General features: G+C 66.2%; 25 protein-coding genes. 9 read left to right on the top strand and 16 right to left on the bottom strand.

What is annotated here, in order from left to right; all coding sequences use genetic code 11:
• A partial coding sequence (locus tag KGM94_RS11520; protein ID WP_300258581.1) for a pilus assembly protein TadG-related protein occupies positions 1 to 563 on the bottom strand: 563 nt, incomplete at its 3' end.
• A 580-nt stretch (positions 564 to 1,143) separates the two neighbouring features.
• Here KGM94_RS11520 and clpS point away from each other — a divergent pair.
• Together clpS and clpA are read left to right on the top strand one after the other, a co-directional pair.
• Entirely contained in the window at positions 1,144 to 1,476 is a 333-nt protein-coding gene (clpS, locus tag KGM94_RS11515; protein ID WP_300258577.1) for an ATP-dependent Clp protease adapter ClpS, read from the top strand.
• A 272-nt stretch (positions 1,477 to 1,748) separates the two neighbouring features.
• Positions 1,749 to 4,160, top strand: a complete 2,412-nt coding sequence (gene clpA, locus KGM94_RS11510; protein WP_300258574.1) for an ATP-dependent Clp protease ATP-binding subunit ClpA — start codon at positions 1,749 to 1,751, stop codon at positions 4,158 to 4,160.
• A gap of 73 nt (positions 4,161 to 4,233) precedes the next feature.
• Here the strand turns inward: clpA and KGM94_RS11505 are convergent, their stop codons facing one another.
• The 5 genes from KGM94_RS11505 to KGM94_RS11485 all read right to left on the bottom strand — a co-directional run bounded on the left by KGM94_RS11505 (position 4,234) and on the right by KGM94_RS11485 (position 7,586).
• Positions 4,234 to 4,674 carry a PEGA domain-containing protein gene (locus tag KGM94_RS11505; protein ID WP_300258571.1) on the bottom strand — a complete coding sequence of 147 codons (441 nt, stop codon included), beginning with the start codon at positions 4,672 to 4,674 and terminating at the stop codon, positions 4,234 to 4,236.
• Positions 4,675 to 4,801: 127 nt separating this feature from the next.
• Positions 4,802 to 6,223, bottom strand: coding sequence for an MFS transporter (locus tag KGM94_RS11500; RefSeq protein WP_300258568.1), 1,422 nt, complete (start codon positions 6,221 to 6,223; stop codon positions 4,802 to 4,804).
• Positions 6,224 to 6,322: 99 nt separating this feature from the next.
• A complete protein-coding gene (locus KGM94_RS11495; protein WP_300258565.1) occupies positions 6,323 to 6,664 on the bottom strand; it encodes a cytochrome c in 342 nt (113 codons plus the stop codon).
• 23 nt (positions 6,665 to 6,687) lie between these two features.
• On the bottom strand, positions 6,688 to 6,849 hold the full coding sequence (locus KGM94_RS11490) for a hypothetical protein (RefSeq protein WP_300258562.1): 162 nt from the start codon (positions 6,847 to 6,849) through the stop codon (positions 6,688 to 6,690).
• An 89-nt stretch (positions 6,850 to 6,938) separates the two neighbouring features.
• Positions 6,939 to 7,586: an HAD family hydrolase gene (locus KGM94_RS11485; RefSeq protein WP_300258559.1), complete on the bottom strand. Its 648-nt coding sequence runs from the start codon at positions 7,584 to 7,586 to the stop codon at positions 6,939 to 6,941.
• Positions 7,587 to 7,811: 225 nt separating this feature from the next.
• Here KGM94_RS11485 and KGM94_RS11480 point away from each other — a divergent pair, with 225 nt between their 5' ends.
• Positions 7,812 to 8,657, top strand: a complete 846-nt coding sequence (locus tag KGM94_RS11480) for a lytic transglycosylase domain-containing protein (protein WP_300258587.1) — start codon at positions 7,812 to 7,814, stop codon at positions 8,655 to 8,657.
• 230 nt (positions 8,658 to 8,887) lie between these two features.
• Entirely contained in the window at positions 8,888 to 9,379 is a 492-nt protein-coding gene (gene tsaA / locus KGM94_RS11475; RefSeq protein ID WP_300258556.1) for a tRNA (N6-threonylcarbamoyladenosine(37)-N6)-methyltransferase TrmO, read from the top strand.
• 12 nt (positions 9,380 to 9,391) lie between these two features.
• On the opposite strand, the gene KGM94_RS11470 is transcribed toward tsaA, so the two are convergent.
• The 4 genes from KGM94_RS11470 to KGM94_RS11455 all read right to left on the bottom strand — a co-directional run bounded on the left by KGM94_RS11470 (position 9,392) and on the right by KGM94_RS11455 (position 12,480).
• A complete protein-coding gene (locus KGM94_RS11470) occupies positions 9,392 to 9,820 on the bottom strand; it encodes an HIT family protein (protein ID WP_300258553.1) in 429 nt (142 codons plus the stop codon).
• A gap of 52 nt (positions 9,821 to 9,872) precedes the next feature.
• The gene (locus KGM94_RS11465) at positions 9,873 to 11,090 is read right to left on the bottom strand and encodes a GNAT family N-acetyltransferase (RefSeq protein WP_300258551.1); all 1,218 of its coding nucleotides are present in this window, start codon (positions 11,088 to 11,090) and stop codon (positions 9,873 to 9,875) included.
• Between the two features lie 160 nt (positions 11,091 to 11,250).
• Entirely contained in the window at positions 11,251 to 11,997 is a 747-nt protein-coding gene (locus KGM94_RS11460) for a glycerophosphodiester phosphodiesterase (RefSeq protein WP_300258548.1), read from the bottom strand.
• A 15-nt stretch (positions 11,998 to 12,012) separates the two neighbouring features.
• Positions 12,013 to 12,480 (bottom strand): RidA family protein, encoded by a 468-nt coding sequence (locus KGM94_RS11455; protein WP_300258546.1) that lies wholly within the window; start codon positions 12,478 to 12,480, stop codon positions 12,013 to 12,015.
• 248 nt (positions 12,481 to 12,728) lie between these two features.
• Between KGM94_RS11455 and KGM94_RS11450 the strand changes: the two genes are divergently transcribed.
• On the top strand, positions 12,729 to 13,577 hold the full coding sequence (locus KGM94_RS11450) for a cell envelope integrity EipB family protein (RefSeq protein WP_300258544.1): 849 nt from the start codon (positions 12,729 to 12,731) through the stop codon (positions 13,575 to 13,577).
• A gap of 119 nt (positions 13,578 to 13,696) precedes the next feature.
• Complete coding sequence (locus tag KGM94_RS11445) at positions 13,697 to 14,098, top strand: RidA family protein (protein ID WP_300258541.1); 402 nt, start codon at positions 13,697 to 13,699, stop codon at positions 14,096 to 14,098.
• A 121-nt stretch (positions 14,099 to 14,219) separates the two neighbouring features.
• Here the strand turns inward: KGM94_RS11445 and KGM94_RS11440 are convergent, their stop codons facing one another.
• Both KGM94_RS11440 and KGM94_RS11435 read right to left on the bottom strand, forming a co-directional pair.
• Positions 14,220 to 15,506 (bottom strand): DNA polymerase IV, encoded by a 1,287-nt coding sequence (locus KGM94_RS11440; protein WP_300258539.1) that lies wholly within the window; start codon positions 15,504 to 15,506, stop codon positions 14,220 to 14,222.
• Positions 15,503 to 15,802, bottom strand: a complete 300-nt coding sequence (locus KGM94_RS11435) for a DUF3572 domain-containing protein (RefSeq protein WP_300258584.1) — start codon at positions 15,800 to 15,802, stop codon at positions 15,503 to 15,505. The genes KGM94_RS11440 and KGM94_RS11435 overlap by 4 nt, the downstream gene beginning before the upstream one ends.
• Before the next feature lie 233 nt (positions 15,803 to 16,035).
• Here KGM94_RS11435 and KGM94_RS11430 point away from each other — a divergent pair, with 233 nt between their 5' ends.
• The 3 genes from KGM94_RS11430 to KGM94_RS11420 all read left to right on the top strand — a co-directional run bounded on the left by KGM94_RS11430 (position 16,036) and on the right by KGM94_RS11420 (position 19,139).
• Entirely contained in the window at positions 16,036 to 16,401 is a 366-nt protein-coding gene (locus KGM94_RS11430) for a response regulator (protein ID WP_300258536.1), read from the top strand.
• 12 nt (positions 16,402 to 16,413) lie between these two features.
• Positions 16,414 to 17,787 (top strand): PleD family two-component system response regulator, encoded by a 1,374-nt coding sequence (locus KGM94_RS11425; RefSeq protein WP_300258533.1) that lies wholly within the window; start codon positions 16,414 to 16,416, stop codon positions 17,785 to 17,787.
• Positions 17,788 to 17,909: 122 nt separating this feature from the next.
• The gene (locus KGM94_RS11420; RefSeq protein ID WP_300258530.1) at positions 17,910 to 19,139 is read left to right on the top strand and encodes an MFS transporter; all 1,230 of its coding nucleotides are present in this window, start codon (positions 17,910 to 17,912) and stop codon (positions 19,137 to 19,139) included.
• Positions 19,140 to 19,201: 62 nt separating this feature from the next.
• On the opposite strand, the gene rpmG is transcribed toward KGM94_RS11420, so the two are convergent.
• The 4 genes from rpmG to KGM94_RS11400 all read right to left on the bottom strand — a co-directional run.
• Positions 19,202 to 19,369, bottom strand: coding sequence for a 50S ribosomal protein L33 (gene rpmG, locus KGM94_RS11415; protein ID WP_300258528.1), 168 nt, complete (start codon positions 19,367 to 19,369; stop codon positions 19,202 to 19,204).
• Positions 19,370 to 19,557: 188 nt separating this feature from the next.
• Positions 19,558 to 20,313 carry an NUDIX hydrolase gene (locus tag KGM94_RS11410; protein WP_300258525.1) on the bottom strand — a complete coding sequence of 252 codons (756 nt, stop codon included), beginning with the start codon at positions 20,311 to 20,313 and terminating at the stop codon, positions 19,558 to 19,560.
• Positions 20,314 to 20,363: 50 nt separating this feature from the next.
• Positions 20,364 to 20,804, bottom strand: a complete 441-nt coding sequence (locus tag KGM94_RS11405) for a DUF983 domain-containing protein (RefSeq protein ID WP_300258522.1) — start codon at positions 20,802 to 20,804, stop codon at positions 20,364 to 20,366.
• On the bottom strand, positions 20,792 to 21,703 hold a 912-nt coding region (locus KGM94_RS11400), incomplete at its 5' end, for an RNB domain-containing ribonuclease (protein WP_300258519.1). The genes KGM94_RS11405 and KGM94_RS11400, both read right to left, overlap by 13 nt.

Below are 21,703 nucleotides of genomic sequence, written 5' to 3'. Positions count from 1 at the left end.
TTGACGACCTTGGCGAAGGGAATGACCGAGATATAGACGTCGCCGGAGTTCTTGCTCAGCGCGCTGAGCTGGTCGATCAGGCCGCCGCTGCCGGCGACGGCGTTTCGCAGCGCCGTGATCTTGCCGTCCTGCGCCATCGAGCCGGTGTTGTCGAGCGCCAGCGCGACGCGCATCTTGACGTTGCCCCAGGTGGTCGTCGAATTGACCGTGAAATTGATGTTGTCGTACACCGCCGAGTTGTTGAGCATCGGATTCAGCGTGTTGAGCATCCGCGACAGAATGCGGATGAACTGGGTCGGCATCGAACCGTTGGCGGTGACTACGAGCGTTGCGGCGGTGGTCGTCGTCGCCGCGGTATAGGTGACGGTGCTCACGGAAGCCGGCGCGCCGGTGTCGGTGTAGAGGCCGCCGAAATAATCCTGCGCCTTCTGCGTGAGCTGGCTGGACGTGATGGTACCCGTGGTCAGGTCCTTGGACAGCATCAGCACGGCCGAGTCGATGGCCGCCTGCGCCGCGGTGCGCGCCCGCACGGCCTGCGTATAGTCGACGGCCGCACCGACCATTCCCAAGATCGGGACCAACGCGAGCGCAAAGATGATGGCGATGTTGCCTTGCTCGGCGGAAGTAAAACCGGCGAGCGACCGACCGAGGCGGCGGAGGACGGGCAGGCAAGACATGACGATCCCCGGGATCTGTGGTTTTGCCCGATTTCGCGTCATCCCGTTGAACGCCCGGTAAATGGGACCGTGGAAATCCGGGTGTATTCGGTGGCACCGCCGCAATCGGCGGTTTCCTGGTGAATGTTCGCTGAACGGCCCCGCCGTTTTTTTGTCAAATTGACCCGGATTGATTAACCTCGCGCCGGATCGCCCGGACCGGGAATCGGGCTGCTTCGGCCCGATCGGGCCAGACCCTTGCACGCTTGCGGCGAGCCGGGGGCCAGCCCATATTCAAGTGGCCGATCCGGCGCTGCCGGAGGGGCCGGGAGCGGCGATCCGCAGGGAACGGTGCGTCAGTGCGGGACCTCGACAGGCGAGGCCGCGCGGCAAGCCGCGATTCGCTTCCGTGAGGATCTTGAACGCCAGTGTCATGTTGCAACTAACTTCCAGCCCCGGCCAGCCTGCGTCAGCCCACGCCTCCCGCATGAGCGGTGACGAGAACCGCCCGGGCACCCCCACGGGTCCGACCACCTCCGTCATCACCAAGGTCAAGCCGAAGACCAAGCGGCCGAACCTCTACCGGGTGCTGATTCTGAACGACGACTACACGCCGATGGAGTTCGTCGTTCACGTCCTGGAAAAGTTCTTCAACAAGGACGTCGAGGCCGCGACCAAGATCATGCTGCATGTCCACCATCACGGCATCGGCGAATGTGGCGTGTTCACTTACGAGATCGCCGAGACCAAGGTGACGCAGGTGATGGACTTTGCCCGCAAGCATCAGCATCCCCTGCAATGCGTGATGGAAAAGAAGTGACGGCGTGCCGGGCCCGGAGTCTTGCGCCGGCCCTCGATCCGTCCCTTTTTCCCTCTCCTGAGGCGACTGCAAGATCACAGGAGAGCGGCGCGCCGGCGCCAAATCCCGCCCCAATCGGAACGGGTTTTGCGTCGAAAATGCCCTGAACGCCTAACGTTTGAGTCGCGGAACCGGTCTTTTTGCCGCGATCATGCATAACTATATTTGACAAAGGTTGTTGTTGCCTGACCGGGCGATGGCGATCATGATGGCGGGGGCCACAGAGGACGCGAATGCCGACTTTTTCCCAGAGCCTTGAACAATCTCTGCATCGAGCGCTGGCGATCGCCAACGAGCGTCATCACCAATATGCGACGCTCGAGCATCTGTTGCTGTCGCTGATCGACGATTCCGATGCCGCGGCCGTGATGCGCGCCTGCAGCGTCGATCTCGACAAGCTGCGCACGAGCCTCGTCAACTACCTCGAGACCGAATTCGAAAACCTGGTGACCGACGGCGCCGACGACGCCAAGCCCACGGCCGGATTCCAGCGCGTGATCCAGCGCGCGGTGATCCACGTGCAGTCGTCGGGTCGCGAGGAGGTGACCGGCGCCAACGTCCTGATCGCGATCTTCGCCGAGCGCGAGAGCCACGCCGCGTACTTCCTGCAGGAGCAGGACATGACGCGCTACGACGCGGTCAACTACATCAGTCACGGCATCGCCAAGCGGCCGGGCGTCTCCGAGGCGCGCCCCGTGCGCGGCGTCGACGAGGAGACCGAGACCAAGGGCAACGAGGACTCCAAGAAGAAGGGCGAGGCGCTCGAGACCTATTGCGTCAACCTCAACAAGAAGGCGCGCGACGGCAAGATCGATCCGGTGATCGGCCGCAATTCCGAGATCAACCGCGCCATCCAGGTGCTGTGTCGCCGGCAGAAGAACAACCCGCTGTTCGTGGGCGAGGCCGGCGTCGGCAAGACCGCGATCGCGGAGGGCCTTGCAAAGCGCATCGTCGACAGCGAGGTGCCGGAGGTGCTTTCCGCCGCTACCGTGTTCTCGCTCGACATGGGCACGCTGCTCGCCGGCACGCGCTATCGCGGCGACTTCGAGGAGCGGCTGAAGCAGGTGCTGAAGGAATTGGAGGCGCACCCCAACGCCATCCTGTTCATCGACGAGATCCACACCGTGATCGGTGCCGGCGCGACCTCGGGCGGCGCGATGGACGCCTCCAACCTGCTGAAGCCCGCGCTCGCCTCGGGCACCATCCGCTGCATGGGTTCGACCACCTACAAGGAATATCGCCAGCATTTCGAGAAGGACCGCGCGCTGGTGCGGCGCTTCCAGAAGATCGACATCAACGAGCCGACGGTCGAGGACGCGATCGCGATCCTGAAGGGCCTCAAGCCTTATTTCGAGGACTACCACCGGCTGAAATACACCAACGAGGCGATCGAGGCGGCGGTGCAGCTCTCCTCGCGCTACATCCACGACCGCAAGCTGCCGGACAAGGCGATCGACGTGATCGACGAGTCCGGCGCGGCGCAGATGCTGGTCGCCGAGAACAAGCGCAAGAAGACCATCGGCATCAAGGAGATCGAGACCACGATCGCCTCGATGGCGCGGATTCCGCCGAAGAGCGTGTCGAAGGACGACGCCGAAGTGCTCAAGCATCTCGAGCAGACCCTGAAGCGCGTGGTGTTCGGCCAGGACAAGGCGATCGAGTCGCTCTCCGCCTCGATCAAGCTCGCCCGCGCGGGCCTGCGCGAGCCCGAAAAGCCGATCGGCTGCTACCTGTTCTCGGGCCCCACCGGCGTCGGCAAGACCGAGGTGGCGAAGCAGCTCGCGGCGTCGCTCGGCGTCGAGCTCCTGCGCTTCGACATGTCCGAATACATGGAGCGGCATACGGTGTCGCGTCTGATCGGCGCGCCTCCCGGCTATGTCGGGTTCGACCAGGGCGGCCTTCTGACCGACGGCGTCGACCAGCATCCGCATTGCGTGGTGCTGCTCGACGAGATCGAGAAGGCGCATCCCGATCTCTACAACGTGCTGCTGCAGATCATGGACCACGGCCGGCTCACCGATCACAACGGCAAGCAGGTCAACTTCCGCAACGTGATCCTGATCATGACCACGAATGCCGGCGCGGCCGATCTCGCCAAGCAGGCCTTCGGCTTCACCCGATCGAAGCGGGAAGGCGACGACCACGAGGCGATCAACCGGCAGTTCGCGCCGGAATTCCGCAACCGTCTCGACGCCATCGTCTCCTTCGCCCACCTCAATGCCGACGTGATCGGCATGGTGGTGGAGAAGTTCGTGCTCCAGCTCGAGGCGCAGCTCGGCGACCGCGACGTCACGATCGAACTGTCCGAGCCCGCCAAGGCCTGGCTGATCCAGCACGGCTATGACGAGCAGATGGGTGCCCGCCCGATGGCGCGCGTGATCCAGGAACACATCAAGAAGCCGCTCGCCGACGAGGTGCTGTTCGGCAAGCTGAAGGGCGGCGGCCATGTCCGCGTGGTCCTGGTCAAGGACGAGACCGACGCGACCAAGGACAAGATCGGCTTCGAGTACGTCGAGGGGCCGGTCACGCCGAAGCAGGAGAAGCTGCCCGGCGCCCGCAAGCGTCCGCCGTCGGGCAAGTCCAAGCCGGGCGGTCCCGGCGGCTCGAAGGGGCCGACCTCCAAGGGGCCGCTGGTCAAGGCTTGATGGCGAGCTGCATGAAATTGCGAAAGGCCGGCTGAACAGCCGGCCTTCTTGTTTCGGTCGCCGAGGCCCGCGTCTACGTTCCGGTCTGCGGCACCGGCTTGGGCCGCGGTTTTCGCGGGGCGGGTGGCGGGGCGGTCGGCTGCATAGTCACGATTACCGGATTTGGCTTGTGATCGGTCGCGGCGCCCGTCACGGCATCGACACCCATGCCCACCAGACCGCCCGCAATGATATTGCCAGCGAAGCCGGCCGCGCCGGTGGCGGGGATTTCCTTTGTAAGCTGCACTGTCTGCGATTCGAAACCTTCCTTCTGGAAGGTGATGGAAATGTCGGCGTTGCGCTTGGCGACGATTGCGCACGGCGTCGTGCAGGTGGTCGGCACGTCCAGCCCGCTGACGGCGGCCTCTGCGCCGGATGGCGTCGATGAAATGCTGATATTCTCGGTCGTTCCGCGCGTGATTGACGCGCAGCCGCCCAGCATGACGCCAAGCGCCACGATTCCCAGTATTCGCATGAATGAAACGCCCCCCGAAATCCCCAGCGCAATCAAGCGCAACCGGAGCGGGAGAGCAAGAGCCGATACGACAAATAGTTAAGCCGCGCGGAGGTTGCGCGTCAGTTGGATGGCATCCTCCCAGCCGTCAATCGCCCTTCATCCGCTGTCCCTCCTGCACCCGCACGTGCTCGGCGCCGCGGGCGCCGGCGGGCGACAGGCGCAGCATGCTGAGCAGCGCTCCGCACAGCGCAAAACCCACGCCGGTGAGAAGCGCGATCCTGGTGCCCTCGACGGGATAGCGACCCAGGAACAGCGCCACGAGCGCGGCACCCGTGGTTTGGCCGAGCAGCCGCGCCGTTCCGAGCATGCCGCTGGCCCCGCCGGAGCGCTCGCGCGGCGCCGCGGCGATCATGGTGCGGTTGTTCGGGGTCTGGAACAGGCCGAAGCCGAGGCCGGCGAGCGCCATGCGCCAGACCACGTCGAGCGGCGCGGGATCGGCCGGCAGGACGGCGAGGGACGCGAGCCCGGCTCCGAACAGCAACAGGCCAATGCCGCCCAGAAGGCCCGCGGGGTAGATCTCGACCAGCCGGCCCGCCAGCGGCGCCGCAAACGCCACCGTGATCGGCCATGGCGTGATCAGCAGCCCCATGTGGACGGCCGAATAGCCGAACCGGCTCTGCAGGTAGAAGGGGATGGCGACGAAGGCCAGCATCTGTGCGCAGAACGAGGCGATGGAGGTCGCAATCGAGAGTGCGAAGATTGGGATGCGCAGCAGGTCGACCGGCAGCAGCGGCGCGGCTTCGTGCGTCTCGCGATAGATGAGCAATGCGCCGGCCGCGAGGGCGGCGCCGAATTCGACGAGGCAGGCGAGCAGCGGCTCGCCGTGGCCGACGCTGTCGATCGCGAAGATGCCGACCCCGAACGTCACCGCGCTGAGGCCCGCGCTTTGCCAGTCGAAGGAATGGGCGGCGCGGTTGGTGTGCGGCAGGCAGCGCCAGCCGAGCGCCAGGGCGGCCGCGCCGAGCGGAATGTTGATCGCGAACAGATAGGGCCAGCTCGCAACGGCCAGGATCGCCGCCGCCAGCGTCGGCCCGATCGCGGCCGAGACCGCCACCACCAGCGCGTTGCGGGCGATCCCGCGCCCGAGCAGTGCGTGCGGATAGGTGAATCGCACCAGCGCCATGTTGACGCTCATGATGCCCGCCGCGCCGAATCCCTGGACGATGCGCGCCGCGGTCAGCATCGGGAGCGTGTGCGACAGCGCGCAGAAGGCCGAGGCGAGGGTGAAGAGGAGAAGTCCGGCCAGGTAGACGCGGCGATAGCCGACGATCTCGCCGAGCGAGGCCAGCGGCAGGAGCGAGATGGTGATGGCGAGCTGATAGCCGTTGACGACCCAGATCGAGAAGGCCGGGCTTGCATCGAGATCGGCCGCGATCGTCGGCAGTGCCACGTTGGCGATCGCTCCGTCGACGACCGACATGGTGATGCCGAGCGCGATGGTCAGGATGGCCCACCGGCGTTGCGGCAGGGGCAGGCCATCGGCATGTTCGATCGTGATTGATGACATCGTGAACGGCGTCCGGTCGCGGTCGGCCGGGCAGTTTCGGAAATCGGCCGTGTCAGCGCAACCGGTGTCTGCAGCGATCGTTCCGTCGCCGTGTGAGCGCTATTTCGGCTTCCGCGGCGCCTGGATCGCCTCGAGGTAGTTCACGACCGCCTCGGCGTCCTCGCGCTCGAAGCGGAAGGTCGGCATGAAGCGATGGATGCTGCTGTAGCCTTCCTGCAGCCGTTGCACGAAATCGGGATCGTAGAGCTTGTTCTCGCCGAGCGTACGGAAGGCTGGGGCCTGCGTGTTCGGGCTCTCGCCGCCGGTGCCGACGGCGTGGCAGCGTGCGCACATCTTCTGCAGGAGCGCCTCGCCACGCTGCTGCTCGATATCGAGCGCCTGCGCCGAGGAACTGCAGAGCAGGCCCGCGAGCACGAGCGACGGCAGGACTTGCCTCGACACCGTCCCGCGAGAGCGCATCCGGGTCACCACCGCGAAGTTGCCTTGCCCCAAAGATAGAGGACGACCAGCCCGATCGTGACCGCCGTCGAGAAGATCACGATGTTGCGGTCCCGGTCGGTCCTGCTCCGCTCGCTCCGACCGAGGGAGAGCATCGTGAAGAGGGCCTTCATCGGAAATCGGCGCATCGGGACTCCTCGATGCCGGCACGATGGCACGCGTCGCGGAGAGCCCGCTTGATGCAGGTCAAGGGCGCGGCCCTCGAAGCTCCGCGCTGCTACGCCCGAAGCGCCGCGCAGTTGTCCAGCAGGTCCGGATGGGTGGGGCAGATGTGGTGGGCGCCGGCGCCGCGCAGTTCGTCCTCGCTGCCATAACCGTAGAGCACGCCGATCGCGGTCATGCCGTTCTTCCGCGCGCCGACCACGTCATGGCTGCGATCGCCGATCATGACGGCGCTGTGCGCGTCGACCCCGGCCTCGTCGAGCGCGTAGCGCAACAGCTCTCCCTTGTCGACGCGCGTGCCGTCGAGCTCGGAGCCGAACACGCGCTCGAAATAGCGGCGGAGGCCGAAATGATCGATGATGCGTCCGGCATAGACGGCGGGCTTGCTGGTGGCGACGAACATGCGCGGGCTTGCCGCCGCAAGCGAAGCCAGCGTGTCCTCGATGCCCCCATAGGCCTCGTTCTCGAACAGGCCGACGTCGCTGAACCGCTCGCGGTAGAGCAGGAGCGCACGGTCGGCGAGCTCGTCGGTGCCGGTGATCTTCTTCAGGCTGGCGTGCAGGGGCGGGCCGATGCACCAGGTCAGTTCGTCCTCGTGCGGGACGGCCTGGCCGAGCCTGTCCAGGGCATACTGGATCGAGCGGGTGATGCCCTGCTTGGGATTGGTCAGCGTGCCGTCGAGATCAAAATAGATCGTGTGCATTTTGGCCCGGATGCGCGTTCAGTCTGCGTTGTGTCTTCCTGCCGTTGCTAGTGGGCCCGGTTCCCGAGTTCAAGGGCCGATTCGTCAGATGGGGTCGATGCCATGCGAATGAGACGGGCGCGGAATCTGCTCTACGGGGGCATGGCCGCGCTGCTCGCGCATGCTCCCGCGACGGCGCAGGAGCCGCCGAGCCGCGTCGTGCATCCGAGCATCGAGGAGCTCGCGATGTCGCCGGCCACGTCGGCTGACGCTGCGCGCGACAGCGGGACGCGGGAGTCGATCTGCCTGATGATCGAAGCGGCGGCGCGGGCCTCGAACCTGCCGCTGGAGTTTTTCGCCCGCGTGATCTGGCAGGAAAGCCGCTTCCGGAGCGACGCGGTCGGGCCGGTGACGCGCGGCGGCGAGCGCGCCCAGGGCATTGCGCAGTTCATGCCGGGGACCGCCGGGGAGCGCGGACTGCTCGACCCCTTCAATCCCGTACAGGCCTTGCCGAAATCCGCCGAGTTCCTCGACGAGCTGCGCAGCCAGTTCGGCAATCTCGGCCTTGCGGCGGCGGCCTACAATGCCGGCCCGCGGCGGGTGCAGGAGTGGCTTGCCGGGACGGGTGCGATGTCGCAGGAAACGCGCAACTACGTCGTCGCCATCACCGGTGCAACGATCGAGGACTGGGCGGCGGCCGGCAAGGGCGGCAAGGTGCCGCCGCGCGTGCCGCCGACGAGCTGCCGCGAGCTGATGGCGCTGTTGAAGCGCGCGCCCAACCCGTTCGTCGCCGAGCTGGAGCAGCATGTTCGGCTCGCTGCGGCAAAACTCTGGGGCGTGCAGCTTGCCGCCGGCTTCGACCGCAACAAGGCGCTCTCGATGTACTCCCGTGCGATCAGGCGCCTGTCCGCGGTGATCGGCGACCGCGATCCGAGCCTGCTCGGATCGGTGATGCGCAGCCGCGGCACGCGCACCTTCTACCAGGTGCGCATCGGCGCCGACACGCGCGGCGAGGCGGACGACCTCTGCAATCGCATCCGCAAGGCGGGCGGCGCCTGCTTCGTGCTGAAGAACCGGGGCGTGGCGGGGTAGGCGACCTAACCCGGCCGGGAAGCGGTTGCTGAGATAGCTCTATTCCGACCCTCGTGGTGAGGAGGCCGCGCAGCGGCCGTCTCGAACCACGCAGGCCCGGCTGCTACGGCTCGGCCTTCATCCTTCGAGACGCTTGCTTCGCAAGCTCATCAGAATGAGAGGAGAGATACGTTGCTTGGCGGCGGACCAATCGGCTAGACTCTCCGCATATCTGTAAGGAACAAACGACGATGGTTCGCGAAAACGAAGTCCGGGAGGGCGAGCTAGCGATCGAGCTGCCGCCGGCAACGGACGCCGGCCTGATCTTCATCGGCCGCATCCGCACGCCCTGGACCTCGCGGCTGGAGGCGCCGCGGCAGGGACGGCAGGATGGACCGATTTGCCGGCTGGAGATTTTCGAGCCGTTCGTGCCGGCGATGAAGGGCGTCGAGCTCTATGGCAATCTCGAGGTACTCTACTGGCTCGACAAGTCGCGCCGCGATCTCGTGCTGCAGAGCCCGAAGAACGACCGGCAGGCCCGCGGCACCTTCTCTCTGCGCTCGCCGGTGCGGCCCAATCCGATCGGCACCTCGATCGTCAAGCTGGTCGGGATCGAGGGCAATACGATTCTCGTGCGCGGACTCGATTGCCTCGACGGTACGCCGCTCATCGACGTCAAGCCCGACCGCTGCCAGTTCACCCCGCTCGCTCCGCCGCAGAAAGGCGATTTGGAGACGGAGTGACGGGTTTTCCGCTCACACGTGCTGCAACGCCGCGATTAGCTTGGTCGCGTTCTCCTCCAGCACCCTGATGTCTTCCTTGCGGCTCGCGGGCGGCAGCATGGCGACGCCGCCGTGGCGCGGCATCACGTGCATGTGGAGGTGAAACACCACCTGGCCGCCGGCGGGCTCGTTGAACTGCTGCACGGTGATGCCGTCGGCGTTGAACGCCTTCATCGCCGCCAGCGCAATCTTCTTCGCGCCGCGCGCGACATGGGCATAGTCGTCCGGCTTGACGTCGAGGATGTTGCGCGCCGGTGCCTTGGGGATCACCAGCGTGTGGCCGGGCACCCGCGGCATGATATCGAGGAAGGCGAACACGTGCTCGTCCTCGTAGACCTTGTGGCAGGGCAGCTCGCCGCGCAGGATTTTCGCAAAGATGTTGTTGTGATCGTAGGCGGTCATGGCGGCGGCTCCAAAACAATGCTGCCCTACTGTCATCACGGCAACAGGCCCGTCAAGGCGCCTCTTCGGACGCTTTCCGGAACGGCCCGAGTTCGGCGAGCTCCCGGCCGGCTTCGGCCACATGGGCGCGCTCGCGCTTGAGATAGTCGGCGAGCGCGCGGCGCAGGCCGGGGTCGGCAATGTAGTGCGCCGAATAGGTCGTCTGCGGCAGGTAGCCGCGCGCGATCTTGTGCTCGCCCTGCGCGCCGGCCTCGACGTAGCCGAGCCGATGCTGGATCGCGAAGTCGATCGCCTGATAGTAGCAGACCTCGAAATGCAGGAACGGGTGGTGCTCGATCGCACCCCAGTTGCGGCCGAACAGCGTGTCCGAGCCGATGAAGTTGATCGCGCCCGCGATCCAGCGCTGGTTGCGCCGGGCCATCACCAAGAGCACGTCACGCGACATGCTCGCGCCGATCAGCGAGAAGAACTCGCGCGTCAGGTACGGCCGGCCCCATTTGCGCGAGCCGGTCTCCAAGTAGAAATCGAAGAAGGCGTCCCAGACCTCCTCGGTGATGTCGCGGCCGGTGAGCCAGTGGATGGTGACGCCGGCAGCGAGCGCGTCGCGCCGCTCGCGCTTGATCGACTTGCGATGGCGCGAGTTCAGCGTGGCGAGGAAGTGGTCGAACGTCGCAAAACCCTGGTTGTGCCAGTGGAATTGCTGATCGGTTCGCTGCAGGAATCCGTGGCTTGCGAGGAACCGCCACTCCGCTTCGCGCGCAAACGTGACGTGCGCGGAGGAGGCGTTGCTCATGTCGCAGAGCGCGATCAGCCCGCGCGCAAGCGCGGAGGCGACGTTGTCGCGGTCGAAGCCGTTGCGGATCAGCAGGCGCGGCCCCGTCGCCGGCGTGAAGGGAACCGAGACCTGCAGTTTCGGATAGTAGCTGCCGCCGGCGCGCTCATAGGCCTCCGCCCAGCCGCGATCGAAGACGTATTCGCCGCGCGAATGCGATTTCAGATAGCAGGGCACGATGCCGGCGATGGTGCCGTCGATCTTGGCGATCAGATGCCGCGGCCCCCAGCCGGTGCGCGGCACGGCCGAGCCTGAGGCTTCCGCTGCTGAGAAAAAGGCATGAGAAACGAAAGGGTTATAGGTCGGCTTTGACGCGATAACGGAGCCGCCTGGCAGCGCGGGTGAGGCCGTTGAGGGATTGGCGCAGGCGTCCCAATCCTCAGCGGGAACGGCACTGATGGAAGCTACGGCCTCGAGCGTGATGTCGGTTGATGCCATCGCGGATCTGGATAAGTCCCGCATGCAAGATCGTGCATTGCGGCAACGACTTCAAGGGGCGCAGGGAACTCGCCGAAGTGAGGTTCGTGTGCCGCGGACGCAGCGCAGGAGCGTTGCACGCTGCAGCGCGTCCGGGACAAGCGCGCTAAGAGTGCCGCGCCTACGGCACAAAGCCCTCAAAGATCATCTGGTCGGCGTAGCGCGCGGCGCGGGCGCGTTGGTCGGGAGTGCGAACCGTCCAGGTCAGGAGCGGGCAGCCGAACACATTGCGCGCGAGCCAGGGTGCCGGCGCTGGAAGGTGGTCGACCTTGAAGGCGACGAAATGCGGCCGGGCCTGAAGGCCGCGGCGGAGATGGAGCATGCCGTCGCGCTGCTCCGGCGTCAGCTTGCTCCAGTAGCTGTCCTCGTAGCTGCGCTGGGCGACGATGCCGCGCGGCCGTGAGGGCAAGAGCCGTCGCAGCGCCAGCACCTGGTCCGGATCGAAGGACATGCCGACCGCGGGGCCCGCATAGGACGCGAGCACCTCGGCCATCCGCCCCACCAGCCTGCGGTCGCCGTCGAACAGGCTCTTGACCTCGATCACCAGCGGGACGCGGCCGGCGACCATGGCGCAGAGGTCGGACAGCGACATCATCCGCTCCGCCGTGTCCCTGAACGCCGCCGACTTGAGCTCGGCGGCGGTCTTGTCGCGCAGGAGACCGCTGCCCGCGGCGAGGCGGCCGAGTTCGTGGTCGTGATGCACCATGGCTTCGCCGTCGGCGCTGAGCTGGATGTCGACCTCGATGGCGAAGTTGCCCGCGATCGCGGCTTGCACCGCGCCGGGCATGTTCTCGACGATGCCGCGCGAAATGTCGTGCAGGCCGCGATGGGCGACCGGCCGCGCCGTCAGCCAATCAGGTGCGCGCAACGGTTCCGCTCCCGATCAGGCGACCTCGAAAATGCCTTCGACCTCGACGGCCGCATCGGCGGGCAGGGCGGCGACGCCGACCGTGGTGCGGGCGTGGCGGCCCTTGTCGCCGAAGGCCGCGACCATCAGGTCGGAGGCGCCGTTGAGCACCTTCGGTCCATCGAGGAAATCGGGCGCGGAGTTGATGAAGCCGCCGAGCCGGACCACGCGCACGACCTTGTCGAGATCGCCGAGCGCGGCCTTGAGCTGCGCCAACAGGTTGACGGCGCAGCCGCGCGCGGCCGCCGCGCCCTGCTCGATGCTGACGCCGGCCCCGAGCTTGCCCTTGGCGATCAGCTTGCCCTGCGGATCGTAGCAGACCTGGCCGGAGACGAAGATCAGGTTGCCGGCGCGTACGAACGGCACGTAGTTCGCCACCGGCGCGGGTGCCTGATGCAGGACGATGCCCTGTGCCGCCAGATTCTGCTCGACTGTTTTCGCCATTGCTGCGCCCTTGATGCCCGCAAGAAATCATGCCTCCGGCCGTTTGCGGCCGAGCGCGCCTGTTTCGCCCATTGCCCGGTCGTATGCAAGGCGGGAGCCTCGGGCGAAGGCGCCGGCCAGGGTTGCGTTTTTCCCGGGCGGGCGGTGGGTGGCCACAGAGATTGCGCAACTTTCCGTGACGCGGCCGCAGTTGCGACGCAATGCGACGGTCACTATTCTGACGAACCTCGGCCTTCCAGGGAACAGACATGGTGCACCTTTTCCGGACCTCGCTCGGTGTGATGGCGCTCGCCGCGGCCGCTCTTGCGTCCGGCGATGCGGCCGCGGCGGCGAACGGTCCGTTCCTGCCGCACCAGGCGCTCTATGACCTCAGCCTGGTCAAGTCGCGCTCGAGCTCGGTCAGCAGCGCGCGCGGGCGCATCCTGTACAATTTCGCCGGTTCCTCCTGCGAGGGTTACACTTCCGAATTCCGCCAGGTCTCGGAGCTCGACAGCGGCGAGGGCAAGATCACGCTGTCCGACCTGCGGTCCAATTCCTGGGAAGACGCCGCCGGAAAGAGCTATCGCTTCAAGATCGAGACGCGGATGAACGACACCGATTCCAGCCGGGTCGACGGCCAGGCGGAGCGCGACGGCGACCACATCAACGTCAAGCTGAAGCTGCCGGCCCCGAAGAGCTTCACGCTCGACGGCGCGACGGTGTTTCCGACCGAGCAGATCCAGCGCATCATCGCGGCCGCCAGGGACGGCAAATCGCTACTGGAGCTCACCGTCTATGACGGCTCGGACAACGGCGAGAAGGTCTACAACACCATGACCGTGATCGGCCAGCCGATCCCCGCCGACCGCGCGGTCGCCTCGCCCGATCCGTCGATCGGCGACGACCACATGAAGACGCTGAAGCGCTGGCCGGTCACGGTCAGCTATTTCGATCGCGAGGCGCAGCAGAAAGAGGGCGAGCAGACCCCGGTCTATGCGATGTCGTTCGAGCTCTACGAGAACGGCGTCTCCCGCGCGCTGGTGCTCGACTACAACGATTTCGTCATCTCGGGCGCGCTCGGCAAGTTCGACGTCAGGGACGCCAAGCCCTGCAATTGAACTCTCGTGTCCCGGACGCGGTGCAGCGTGCATCCGGGGCATGCCGTCTGCCGGGATAGCCGGGAATACCAAACCCGGATACGCTTGCCCGCAATCACAGATGTCAGGGAGGCCACACCATGCCAAAGATCGAACATCTCCGTCCCAGCGGGCTTCACCACAATCCGGCGTACTCACATGTCGTGACGGCCTCGGGCGCGCGCACGATCTACATCTCGGGGCAGGTCTCCGTCGATGAGGAGGGGCGGGCGGTCGGCGAAGGCGATCTCGCCGCGCAGACCACGCAGGTGATGCAGAACCTCGGCATGGCGCTGAAGGCCGCGGGTGCGAGCTACGCCAATATCGTGAAGATCACGACGTTTGTGGTGGGTTACAAGCCCGAGCTCCGCCCCATCATCGGCAAGGCGCGCGGCGCTTTCTTCCAGGGCATGGAACCTCCGGCGAGCACGCTGGTCGGCGTCTCCGCGCTGGCGGCGCCGGAATGGCTGATCGAGATCGAGGCGGTGGCGGTCGCGGACTGACGTCTCGCTCCCGTGTCCCGGACGCGGCGCGGCGCGCAGTGACGCGGCGCAGAGCCGGGACCCAGCACGGCCGCATAGGCCCCGGCTTGGCAGCGCACCACGCCGCATTCGGGCAGGAACGCTACTCCAGCGGTTCCGGCCCGTCATAGGCGATGCCGCGGATCACGGCGGCCTGGCCGAACTTCTTGCGCAGGCTGTCCATGGCGCGCTCGGCATGGGCGGCGCGGCGGTCGAGCATGTCGGTGTCGTCGGCGACGGAGCCTTCGCGCAGCGCGCTGACGCCGGCGCCCATCAGGCGGAAGGCGGTGCCGTCGATCTCCTTCGCCAGCATCTCCTTGCACACCGCGAAGATCTTGGCGGCGAGCTGCGTCGGCCCGGTGATCGACTGCGAGCGCGTGCGCTGGCGGAAATCGGCGGTCTTCAGCTTCAGCGTGATGGTCGAGCCGGCAAGCTCGCCGCTCTTCAGCCGCGACGATGTCTTCTCGCACAGGCGCCACAAAATCCTTTCCAGCGTCGCGAAATCGCGGATGTCGGACTCGAACGTGGTCTCGCTGGAAATGGTCTTGGCGCCGCGATCCGGCACCACGGTACGGTCGTCGATGCCGCGGGCGAGCCGCCACAGCCTGCGGCCGTCGGTCGGAAACTGCCGCATCAGCTCGATCTCGTCGGCCTTCTGCAGATCGGCGATGGTGCGGAAGCCGCGCTGCGTCAGCCGTTCCTGCGTCGCCGGACCGACGCCGAAGATGAAGCCGACCGGCTTGTCCGCCAGCATCGCGCGCGCCTCGTCCTGGTCGAGCACGGCAAAGCCGCGGGGCTTGTCGAGGTCGGAGGCGATCTTTGCGAGGAACTTGTTGCAGGAGAGCCCAACCGAGACGGAGATGCCGATGTCGCGCTCGACGTCGCTGGCAAAGCGCGCCAGCACTCTTGCCGGGATCATGCCGTGAACGCGTTCGGTGCCGGAGAGATCGAGAAACGCCTCGTCGATCGAGAGCGGCTCGACCAGCGGGGTGAGCGCCTGCATCGCCTGGCGCACCTCGCGCCCGACCCGGACGTATTTGGCCATGTCGGGGGGGATCACGACCGCGTGCGGGCAAGCCTCCAGCGCCCTATACATCGGCATCGCCGAGCGCACGCCAAAAGTGCGCGCGATGTAGCAGGCGGCCGACACCACGCCGCGCTTTCCGCCGCCGATGACGACCGGCTTGTCGGCAATCCCGGGATTGTCGCGCTTCTCCACCGTCGCGTAGAACGCGTCGCAGTCGATATGCGCGATGGTCAGCGCGGACAATTTGCGGTGACGGACGAGGCGAGGAGAGCCGCAGCGGGCGCAGCGCCGCGCGGTGACATCCAGATCGGCCAGACAGTCCCGGCAGAAGCAGGCAGGCCCGGCCGGATCGAGGGTGCTCACGGCACGTCGCGCTCCCAGTGCGGGTCGCCCAGCACCTGCCGCGCCGCGGCGACGTTGGTCGGATGGAGTTCCGATACGCTCGCAAAGGCCTTCACGGTCGCATCATCGCGCAGCACGAAATCGAGTACGCTGATGAGGAAATTCGGGTCGCCCGCGGACTTTCGCAACGTCTCCGGGCCGATCCCTGTCTCGGCCAGGAACAGACCCAGCCTTTCAGGGTCGCTCGCCACAAAAGAGAGCGCCTGAATCGCAACGATTTCAGCAACTTCGCGGGGGTTTTGAACAGGCTTTTTCAACGGGCCGGTTTGCCTTTCCGTTAACTTTCGGTCTCTAATTTGGGGAATCATCATGCCCGAGTCTGGTGTGGCCAGACAAGCAACTGGAAACCACATCGCCGAAAGTTGGCCCTCGGGTTTAACGAAACTAGAGCGAATTCGAGGCTAGTTTGAATCCAGTTTTCGAAGCGCCGTCGAACGGCGCCTGAGGCGTCACATGGCGGATCGATTTCCGTGGCAATGGGAGGGGCGGAATGGCTAAGACCGTCCTGATCGTGGAGGACAACGAGCTCAACATGAAGCTCTTCCGCGACCTGTTGGAGGCGCACGGTTACCAGACCTCGGGCACCAGCAACGGCTACGAGGCGCTCGATCTCGTTCGCAAGATGCGTCCCGACCTCGTGCTGATGGACATCCAGTTGCCGCAGGTGTCGGGCCTCGAGGTGACGCGCTGGATCAAGGACGATCCGGAACTGCGCCACATTCCCGTCGTTGCGGTGACGGCATTTGCGATGAAGGGTGACGAGGAGCGCATCCGCGAGGGTGGCTGCGAGGCCTATCTTTCCAAGCCGATCTCGGTCGGCAAGTTCATTGAGACGGTCCGGCGCTTTATCGGGTAGGAGTGAATTTCAGTGTCCGCACGTATCCTCGTCGTCGATGACGTCCCTGCCAACGTCAAGCTGCTGGAAGCCCGTCTCTCGGCCGAGTATTTCGACGTGATGACGGCGTCGAACGGCGCCGAGGCGGTGGCGATCTGCCATCGCTCCGAGTGCGACATCGTCCTGCTCGACGTGATGATGCCGGACATGGACGGCTTCGAGGTCTGCCGCAGGCTGAAATCCGACCCCGCCACGCATCACATTCCGGTCGTCATGGTGACGGCGCTCGACAGCCCCGCCGACCGCGTTCGCGGGCTGGAGGCCGGCGCCGACGATTTTCTGACCAAGCCGGTGTCCGACGTCGTGCTGATCGCCCGCGTGCGTTCACTGACGCGGCTGAAGATGATGACGGACGAACTGCGCATGCGCGCCATCACCTCGCTCGAGATCGGGATGCAGGCGCCCGAGCGCGACGCGGTGGCCGATACCGGCAAGGGCGGCCGCATCCTGCTGGTCGATGACCGCGAATCCTCCCATGAGCGGCTCGCCTCGCTGCTCGCGGCCGAGCACACCGTCGATGTCGAGCCGAATCCGGCCGAGGCGCTGTTCCAGGCCGCCGAAGGCAACTACGACCTGCTGATCGTCTCGCTCGACCTGAACAATTTCGACGGCCTGCGGCTGTGCAGCCAGGCGCGCTCGCTGGAGCGCACCCGTCACGTCCCGATCCTCGCCATCGCCGAGACCGAGAACGGCACGCGGCTGCTGCGCGGGCTCGAGATCGGCGTCAACGACTATCTGCTGCGTCCCGTCGACAAGAACGAGCTCCTGGCGCGTGCGCGCACCCAGATTCGCCGCCGCCGCTACACCGATCATCTGCGCGACAACGTGCAGAACTCGATCGAGATGGCGATCACGGACGCGCTGACCGGGCTGCACAATCGCCGCTACATGGAGACCCATCTGGCCACCCTCGCCGAGCAGGCCGCGACCCGCGGCAAGCCGCTCGCGCTGATGATCCTCGACATCGATTTCTTCAAGTCGATCAATGACAATTACGGCCACGACGCCGGCGACGACGTGCTGCGCGAATTCGCCGTGCGCATACGCAAGTCGATCCGCGGCATCGATCTCGCCTGCCGCTACGGCGGCGAGGAGTTCGTCATCGTGATGCCGGAGACCGATCTCCACGTCGCCGGCATGGTCGCCGAGCGGCTGCGCCGCTCGATCGCGGGCGAGCCCTTTGCCGTCCACAAGGGCGCCAAGCGGATCGAGGTGACGATCTCGATCGGGCTGACGACGCTGGAGCAGAAGGGCGAGTCCGTCGCCGACGTGCTCAAGCGCGCCGACACGGCGCTCTACCGCGCCAAGCATGACGGCCGCAATCGCGTGGTGTCGCAGGCGGCGTGACCGCATTCCGTCGCGAGAAAATCGCCGTGCCGGTGCCGCATGGGCCGGCGCCTTGACAGCGGCGCGTGCTTGCCTTCTCTCTCGCAGAGACGTTCGAGGCTGCGAGGGGAGGGAGAACGAGCATGCCGTTGCTGCAGGTCTTGCGTCCGACGCTGCCGATCCTGATCGGCGCCTCGGTGATGCTGACCCTGAGCATGGGGCTGCGGCAGAGTCTCGGCATCTTCCTGCAGCCGCTGACCCGCGATATCGGCATCTCCGTCTCCGACTTCACCCTGGCGCTGGCCGTGCAGAATCTGGCGTGGGGCTTCCTGCAGCCGCTGGCGGGCGCGTTGACGGTCCGCCATGGCTTTCGCCCCGTCATGATTGTCGGCTCGCTGCTCTACATCGCGGGCCTCGCGCTGATGGCGACCGCGAACGGGCTGGTCAGCGTGCTGATCGGGGGCGGCCTGCTGATCGGCACCTCGATGGCCTGTACCGCGGCCGCAATCGCGATGTCGGTGGCCACGCGTGCCGTCCCGGAGACGGTGCGCTCCACGGTGCTCGGTATCGTTTCGGGGGCGGGTTCGCTCGGCGCACTCCTGTCCGCGCCGCTCGGCCAGTTGCTCAATCAGGGTTTCGGCTGGCGCATCGGGCTCGCCGGCTTCGTCGTGCTGGCGCTCGTGATGATTCCCGCTGCCTGGTACGCCGGTCGCATCGACCGGATTCCGCTGCCCGAGGCGGCGGCCGATGACATCGGCGACGCCACCGCTGCGGTCGCGATGAAGACCGCGTTCGGCAATGCGTCCTTCGTGGTGATGACGTGCGCCTACCTCGTCTGCGGCATGCAGCTCGTGTTCCTCACCACGCACCTGCCGTCCTACCTCGCGATCTGCGGCCTCGATCCGATGCTGAGCGCCCAAACGCTCGGCATGATCGGCGGCTTCAACGTGCTGGGCTCGCTGTTCTTCGGCTGGGCCGGCCAGCGCTGGAACAAGCTCGCGCTGTTAGGGGCGATCTACATTCTGCGTTCGATCGCGCTTGCCTGGTACTTCACGCTGCCGGCGACGCCGGCTTCGACGCTGCTGTTCGGCGCGATCATGGGCTTCCTGTGGATGGGCGTCGGGCCGCTGGTCGCGGGCGCAGTGGCCGAAATGTTCGGGCTGCGCTGGCAGGCCATGATCCAGGGGCTCGCCTTCATGAGTCACCAGATCGGCAGCTTCCTCGGTGCGTACGGAGGAGGTGTGCTCTACGACGCGCTTGGCTCCTACACGATGGCATGGCGCATCGGGGTGGCGCTTGGACTTGCCGGCGGCGTCGTCCAGGTCGCGTTCGCGCTGACGCGGCCGCCTGCGCCGATGCTGCGCACGGCCTGACCAGGGCCGAAAATAAAAACGGGGCCGCGAGGGCCCCGTCGAAGTGCCAACGTTCCGCGTTGTTACTTGATCTTGGATTCGCGGAATTCGACGTGCTTGCGCGCAACGGGATCGTATTTCTTCTTGACCAGCTTCTCGGTCATGGTGCGCGAATTCTTCTTGGCGACGTAGTAGAAGCCGGTGTCAGCCGAGGACACGAGCTTGACCTTGATGGTGACCGCTTTGGCCATGTTCAGGACCTCTGGAAAGGGGGATCGGGAGCCGGCCAAGCGGCCCGCGTTTGGCCGGCAACCTAGCCGCAAAACGCTCGATGTCAAGGTTTTGCGGGCAAAAACCCGCGTGATTTCGCCTCATTAGGCTCGAATCGACGGCTTTGAGCCGGGCCGGGCGCCGAATTGGCCTGACCCGACCGGCCGGGTCAGTTCAACACGTCCTTCTGCATCTTGCCGCCGTACCAGTGGAAGAATGGCAGCGCCGCATCGTGGCGCAGGGAACCCGTCGCAAGCCGCTTGTCCAACTCGTTGAGCACGTTTCGCGTCATCGGATGCAGGTCGGCAAGCGGTTTTGAGCCCAGTTCGACCCAGACCAGTTCGACCAGCTCGGCATCCGCATGCACCACGCCCTCGACGCGATGGGCGATGGCAGAGGCGTCCGCGGTGAAGAAACGCGTGTCGAAGCGCCGCACGCGGCCGGGCGGGGTGATCGCGCGCGCGATCAGGAACAAGCCGGACGGGTCGGGCAGCAGGCCCGCATCCGAAAACGGCTTCCAGGCGCCTTCCAGCTTCGGCACGGCGCCCTCGGCCTTGCGCCCGAGGCACAGGCCCGTCTCCTCGCAGGCCTCGCGGATCGCCGCGATGGCGAGCGACCTGGCACGGGAGGCGGGAATCTTCGGGCTGCCCCGCATGAGATTCGCCTCGAGCTCCGGCGTGATCGACGCGGCCACCGGCACCCGATGATCGGCCTTGTCGACGCGGCCGCCGGGGAAGACGAACTTGCCCGGCATGAACACCACCTTGTCGTGGCGCTTGCCGACCAGCACCTTCGGCGTCGGGCCGCCGCGATCGACCAGGATCAGCGTGGCGGCGTCCTTCGGCCGGAAGTACGGGTGGTGATCGGGCTCCTTCTCGTCGTGCACCTTTTCCTTTTCTGTCGCCGCCTGCGCCGCGTCCGTCATTTCCTTCCCCAACTCTCTCTTCTTGTCTTGCTTCTTGTCGTTCGTTGCGGTCACACCGGCGGAACGCTGTCCGGCGGATTGTCGTCGAAGCCGTGCATGCGCAGGGCCCATTGCAGGCCGACCACGGCGCCCTTCACCGGCTGCAGCAGCGCGAGCGACGCGAAGAGGGTGAAGGGCAAATAGGCTGCAAAGCTCAGCCATTCCGGCGTCGTGTAATTGGTCTCGATCCAGAGGATCGTCGGCACCACGATGTGGCCGACGATGACGATCACCAGATAGGCCGGCAGGTCGTCGGCGCGATGCGGCGTGAAGTCGAGCCCGCAGCACGTGCAATTGTCCGCGGTCTTGAGGAAGGCGCGGAACAGCTTGCCCTCGCCGCAGCGCGGGCAGCGGCCGCGAAAGCCGCGGCTCATCGCGCTCCACACGTCGCGCTTCTCGACGAGACCTGCCTCGCGCGTCCAGGTCTTTGGCGCCGTGGTCATCGCGTCCATGCCTTGCTCTTTCCTTCGCCTTTCGCCTTCGACTTGCCGGATTTCTTCTCCGGCTTGCGCCTCTTTTCGCGCGGGCTGCGTCCGGGATGCGCCTTCGCCGACTTTCGCTGCGGACGATCGCGCCGCGGGCCTCGCGGCGCAGTCACACCCGCCGAGAGCAATTCGAAGCGTAACGCGCCGGCAATCGGAGCCGCTTCTACCAGACGGACGTCGACGACGTCACCCAACTGGTGCATGGCACCGCTGCGCGAGCCGACCAGCGCGTGGCGGCCCTCGTCATAGTTGAAATATTCCGTGCCGAGGGATCGGATCGGGATCAGTCCGTCGGCGCCGGTGTCGTCGAGCTTGACGAACAGTCCGGCGCGCGTGACGCCGGATACGCGGCCCTGGAAGCTCGAACCGATGCGATCGGCGAGGTGATGGGCGATCAGCCGGTCGACCGTCTCGCGCTCGGCCTTCATCGCGCGCCGCTCGGTCACCGAGATGTGAGCCGCGACCTCGCCCAGGGTTTCCGGCGTCTCGCTGTCCGGCAGCGCGCCTTCGCCGAGACCCAGCGCCCGGATCAGGGCGCGGTGCACGACCAGATCGGCGTAGCGGCGGATCGGCGAGGTGAAGTGTGCGTAGCGGCGCAGATTGAGGCCGAAATGGCCGTAGTTTTCGGCCGAATATTCCGCCTGCGCCTGTGCGCGCAAGACCACCTCGCTCACCAGCGGGTAGTAGTCGTGGCCCTCGAGCTGCGCCAGCACCCGGTTGAACAGGGTGGGGCGCAGCGGACCGGCCTTGGCGAAGGGCACGTCCAGGGTGTCGAGGAACTCGGCGAGCGCGTTGACCTTTTCCAGCGTCGGCTCGTCGTGCACGCGGTAGATCAGCGGCAGCGATTTCTTCTCCAGCATCTCGGC

The sequence above is a fragment of the Bradyrhizobium sp. genome, assembly GCF_028868675.1.
GTDB lineage: Bacteria > Pseudomonadota > Alphaproteobacteria > Rhizobiales > Xanthobacteraceae > Bradyrhizobium.
Note: the sequence above shows the minus strand (reverse complement) of the source record. Positions and strands in the feature narration are given on the sequence as shown.

Coding starts and splice junctions, on each gene's coding strand:
- tsaA (WP_300258556.1), top strand. CDS start 8,888: ATGGTTCGCGAAAACGAAGTCCGGGAGGGCGAGCTAGCGATCGAGCTG.
- KGM94_RS11445 (WP_300258541.1), top strand. CDS start 13,697: ATGCCAAAGATCGAACATCTCCGTCCCAGCGGGCTTCACCACAATCCG.
- KGM94_RS11470 (WP_300258553.1), bottom strand. CDS start 9,820: ATGACCGCCTACGATCACAACAACATCTTTGCGAAAATCCTGCGCGGC.
- clpS (WP_300258577.1), top strand. CDS start 1,144: ATGAGCGGTGACGAGAACCGCCCGGGCACCCCCACGGGTCCGACCACC.
- rpmG (WP_300258528.1), bottom strand. CDS start 19,369: ATGGCCAAAGCGGTCACCATCAAGGTCAAGCTCGTGTCCTCGGCTGAC.
- KGM94_RS11490 (WP_300258562.1), bottom strand. CDS start 6,849: ATGCGCCGATTTCCGATGAAGGCCCTCTTCACGATGCTCTCCCTCGGT.
- KGM94_RS11420 (WP_300258530.1), top strand. CDS start 17,910: ATGCCGTTGCTGCAGGTCTTGCGTCCGACGCTGCCGATCCTGATCGGC.
- KGM94_RS11430 (WP_300258536.1), top strand. CDS start 16,036: ATGGCTAAGACCGTCCTGATCGTGGAGGACAACGAGCTCAACATGAAG.
- KGM94_RS11485 (WP_300258559.1), bottom strand. CDS start 7,586: ATGCACACGATCTATTTTGATCTCGACGGCACGCTGACCAATCCCAAG.
- KGM94_RS11480 (WP_300258587.1), top strand. CDS start 7,812: ATGTCGCCGGCCACGTCGGCTGACGCTGCGCGCGACAGCGGGACGCGG.
- KGM94_RS11455 (WP_300258546.1), bottom strand. CDS start 12,480: ATGGCGAAAACAGTCGAGCAGAATCTGGCGGCACAGGGCATCGTCCTG.
- KGM94_RS11450 (WP_300258544.1), top strand. CDS start 12,729: ATGGTGCACCTTTTCCGGACCTCGCTCGGTGTGATGGCGCTCGCCGCG.
- KGM94_RS11505 (WP_300258571.1), bottom strand. CDS start 4,674: ATGCGAATACTGGGAATCGTGGCGCTTGGCGTCATGCTGGGCGGCTGC.
- KGM94_RS11405 (WP_300258522.1), bottom strand. CDS start 20,804: ATGGACGCGATGACCACGGCGCCAAAGACCTGGACGCGCGAGGCAGGT.
- KGM94_RS11465 (WP_300258551.1), bottom strand. CDS start 11,090: ATGGCATCAACCGACATCACGCTCGAGGCCGTAGCTTCCATCAGTGCC.
- KGM94_RS11410 (WP_300258525.1), bottom strand. CDS start 20,313: ATGACGGACGCGGCGCAGGCGGCGACAGAAAAGGAAAAGGTGCACGAC.
- KGM94_RS11500 (WP_300258568.1), bottom strand. CDS start 6,223: ATGTCATCAATCACGATCGAACATGCCGATGGCCTGCCCCTGCCGCAA.
- clpA (WP_300258574.1), top strand. CDS start 1,749: ATGCCGACTTTTTCCCAGAGCCTTGAACAATCTCTGCATCGAGCGCTG.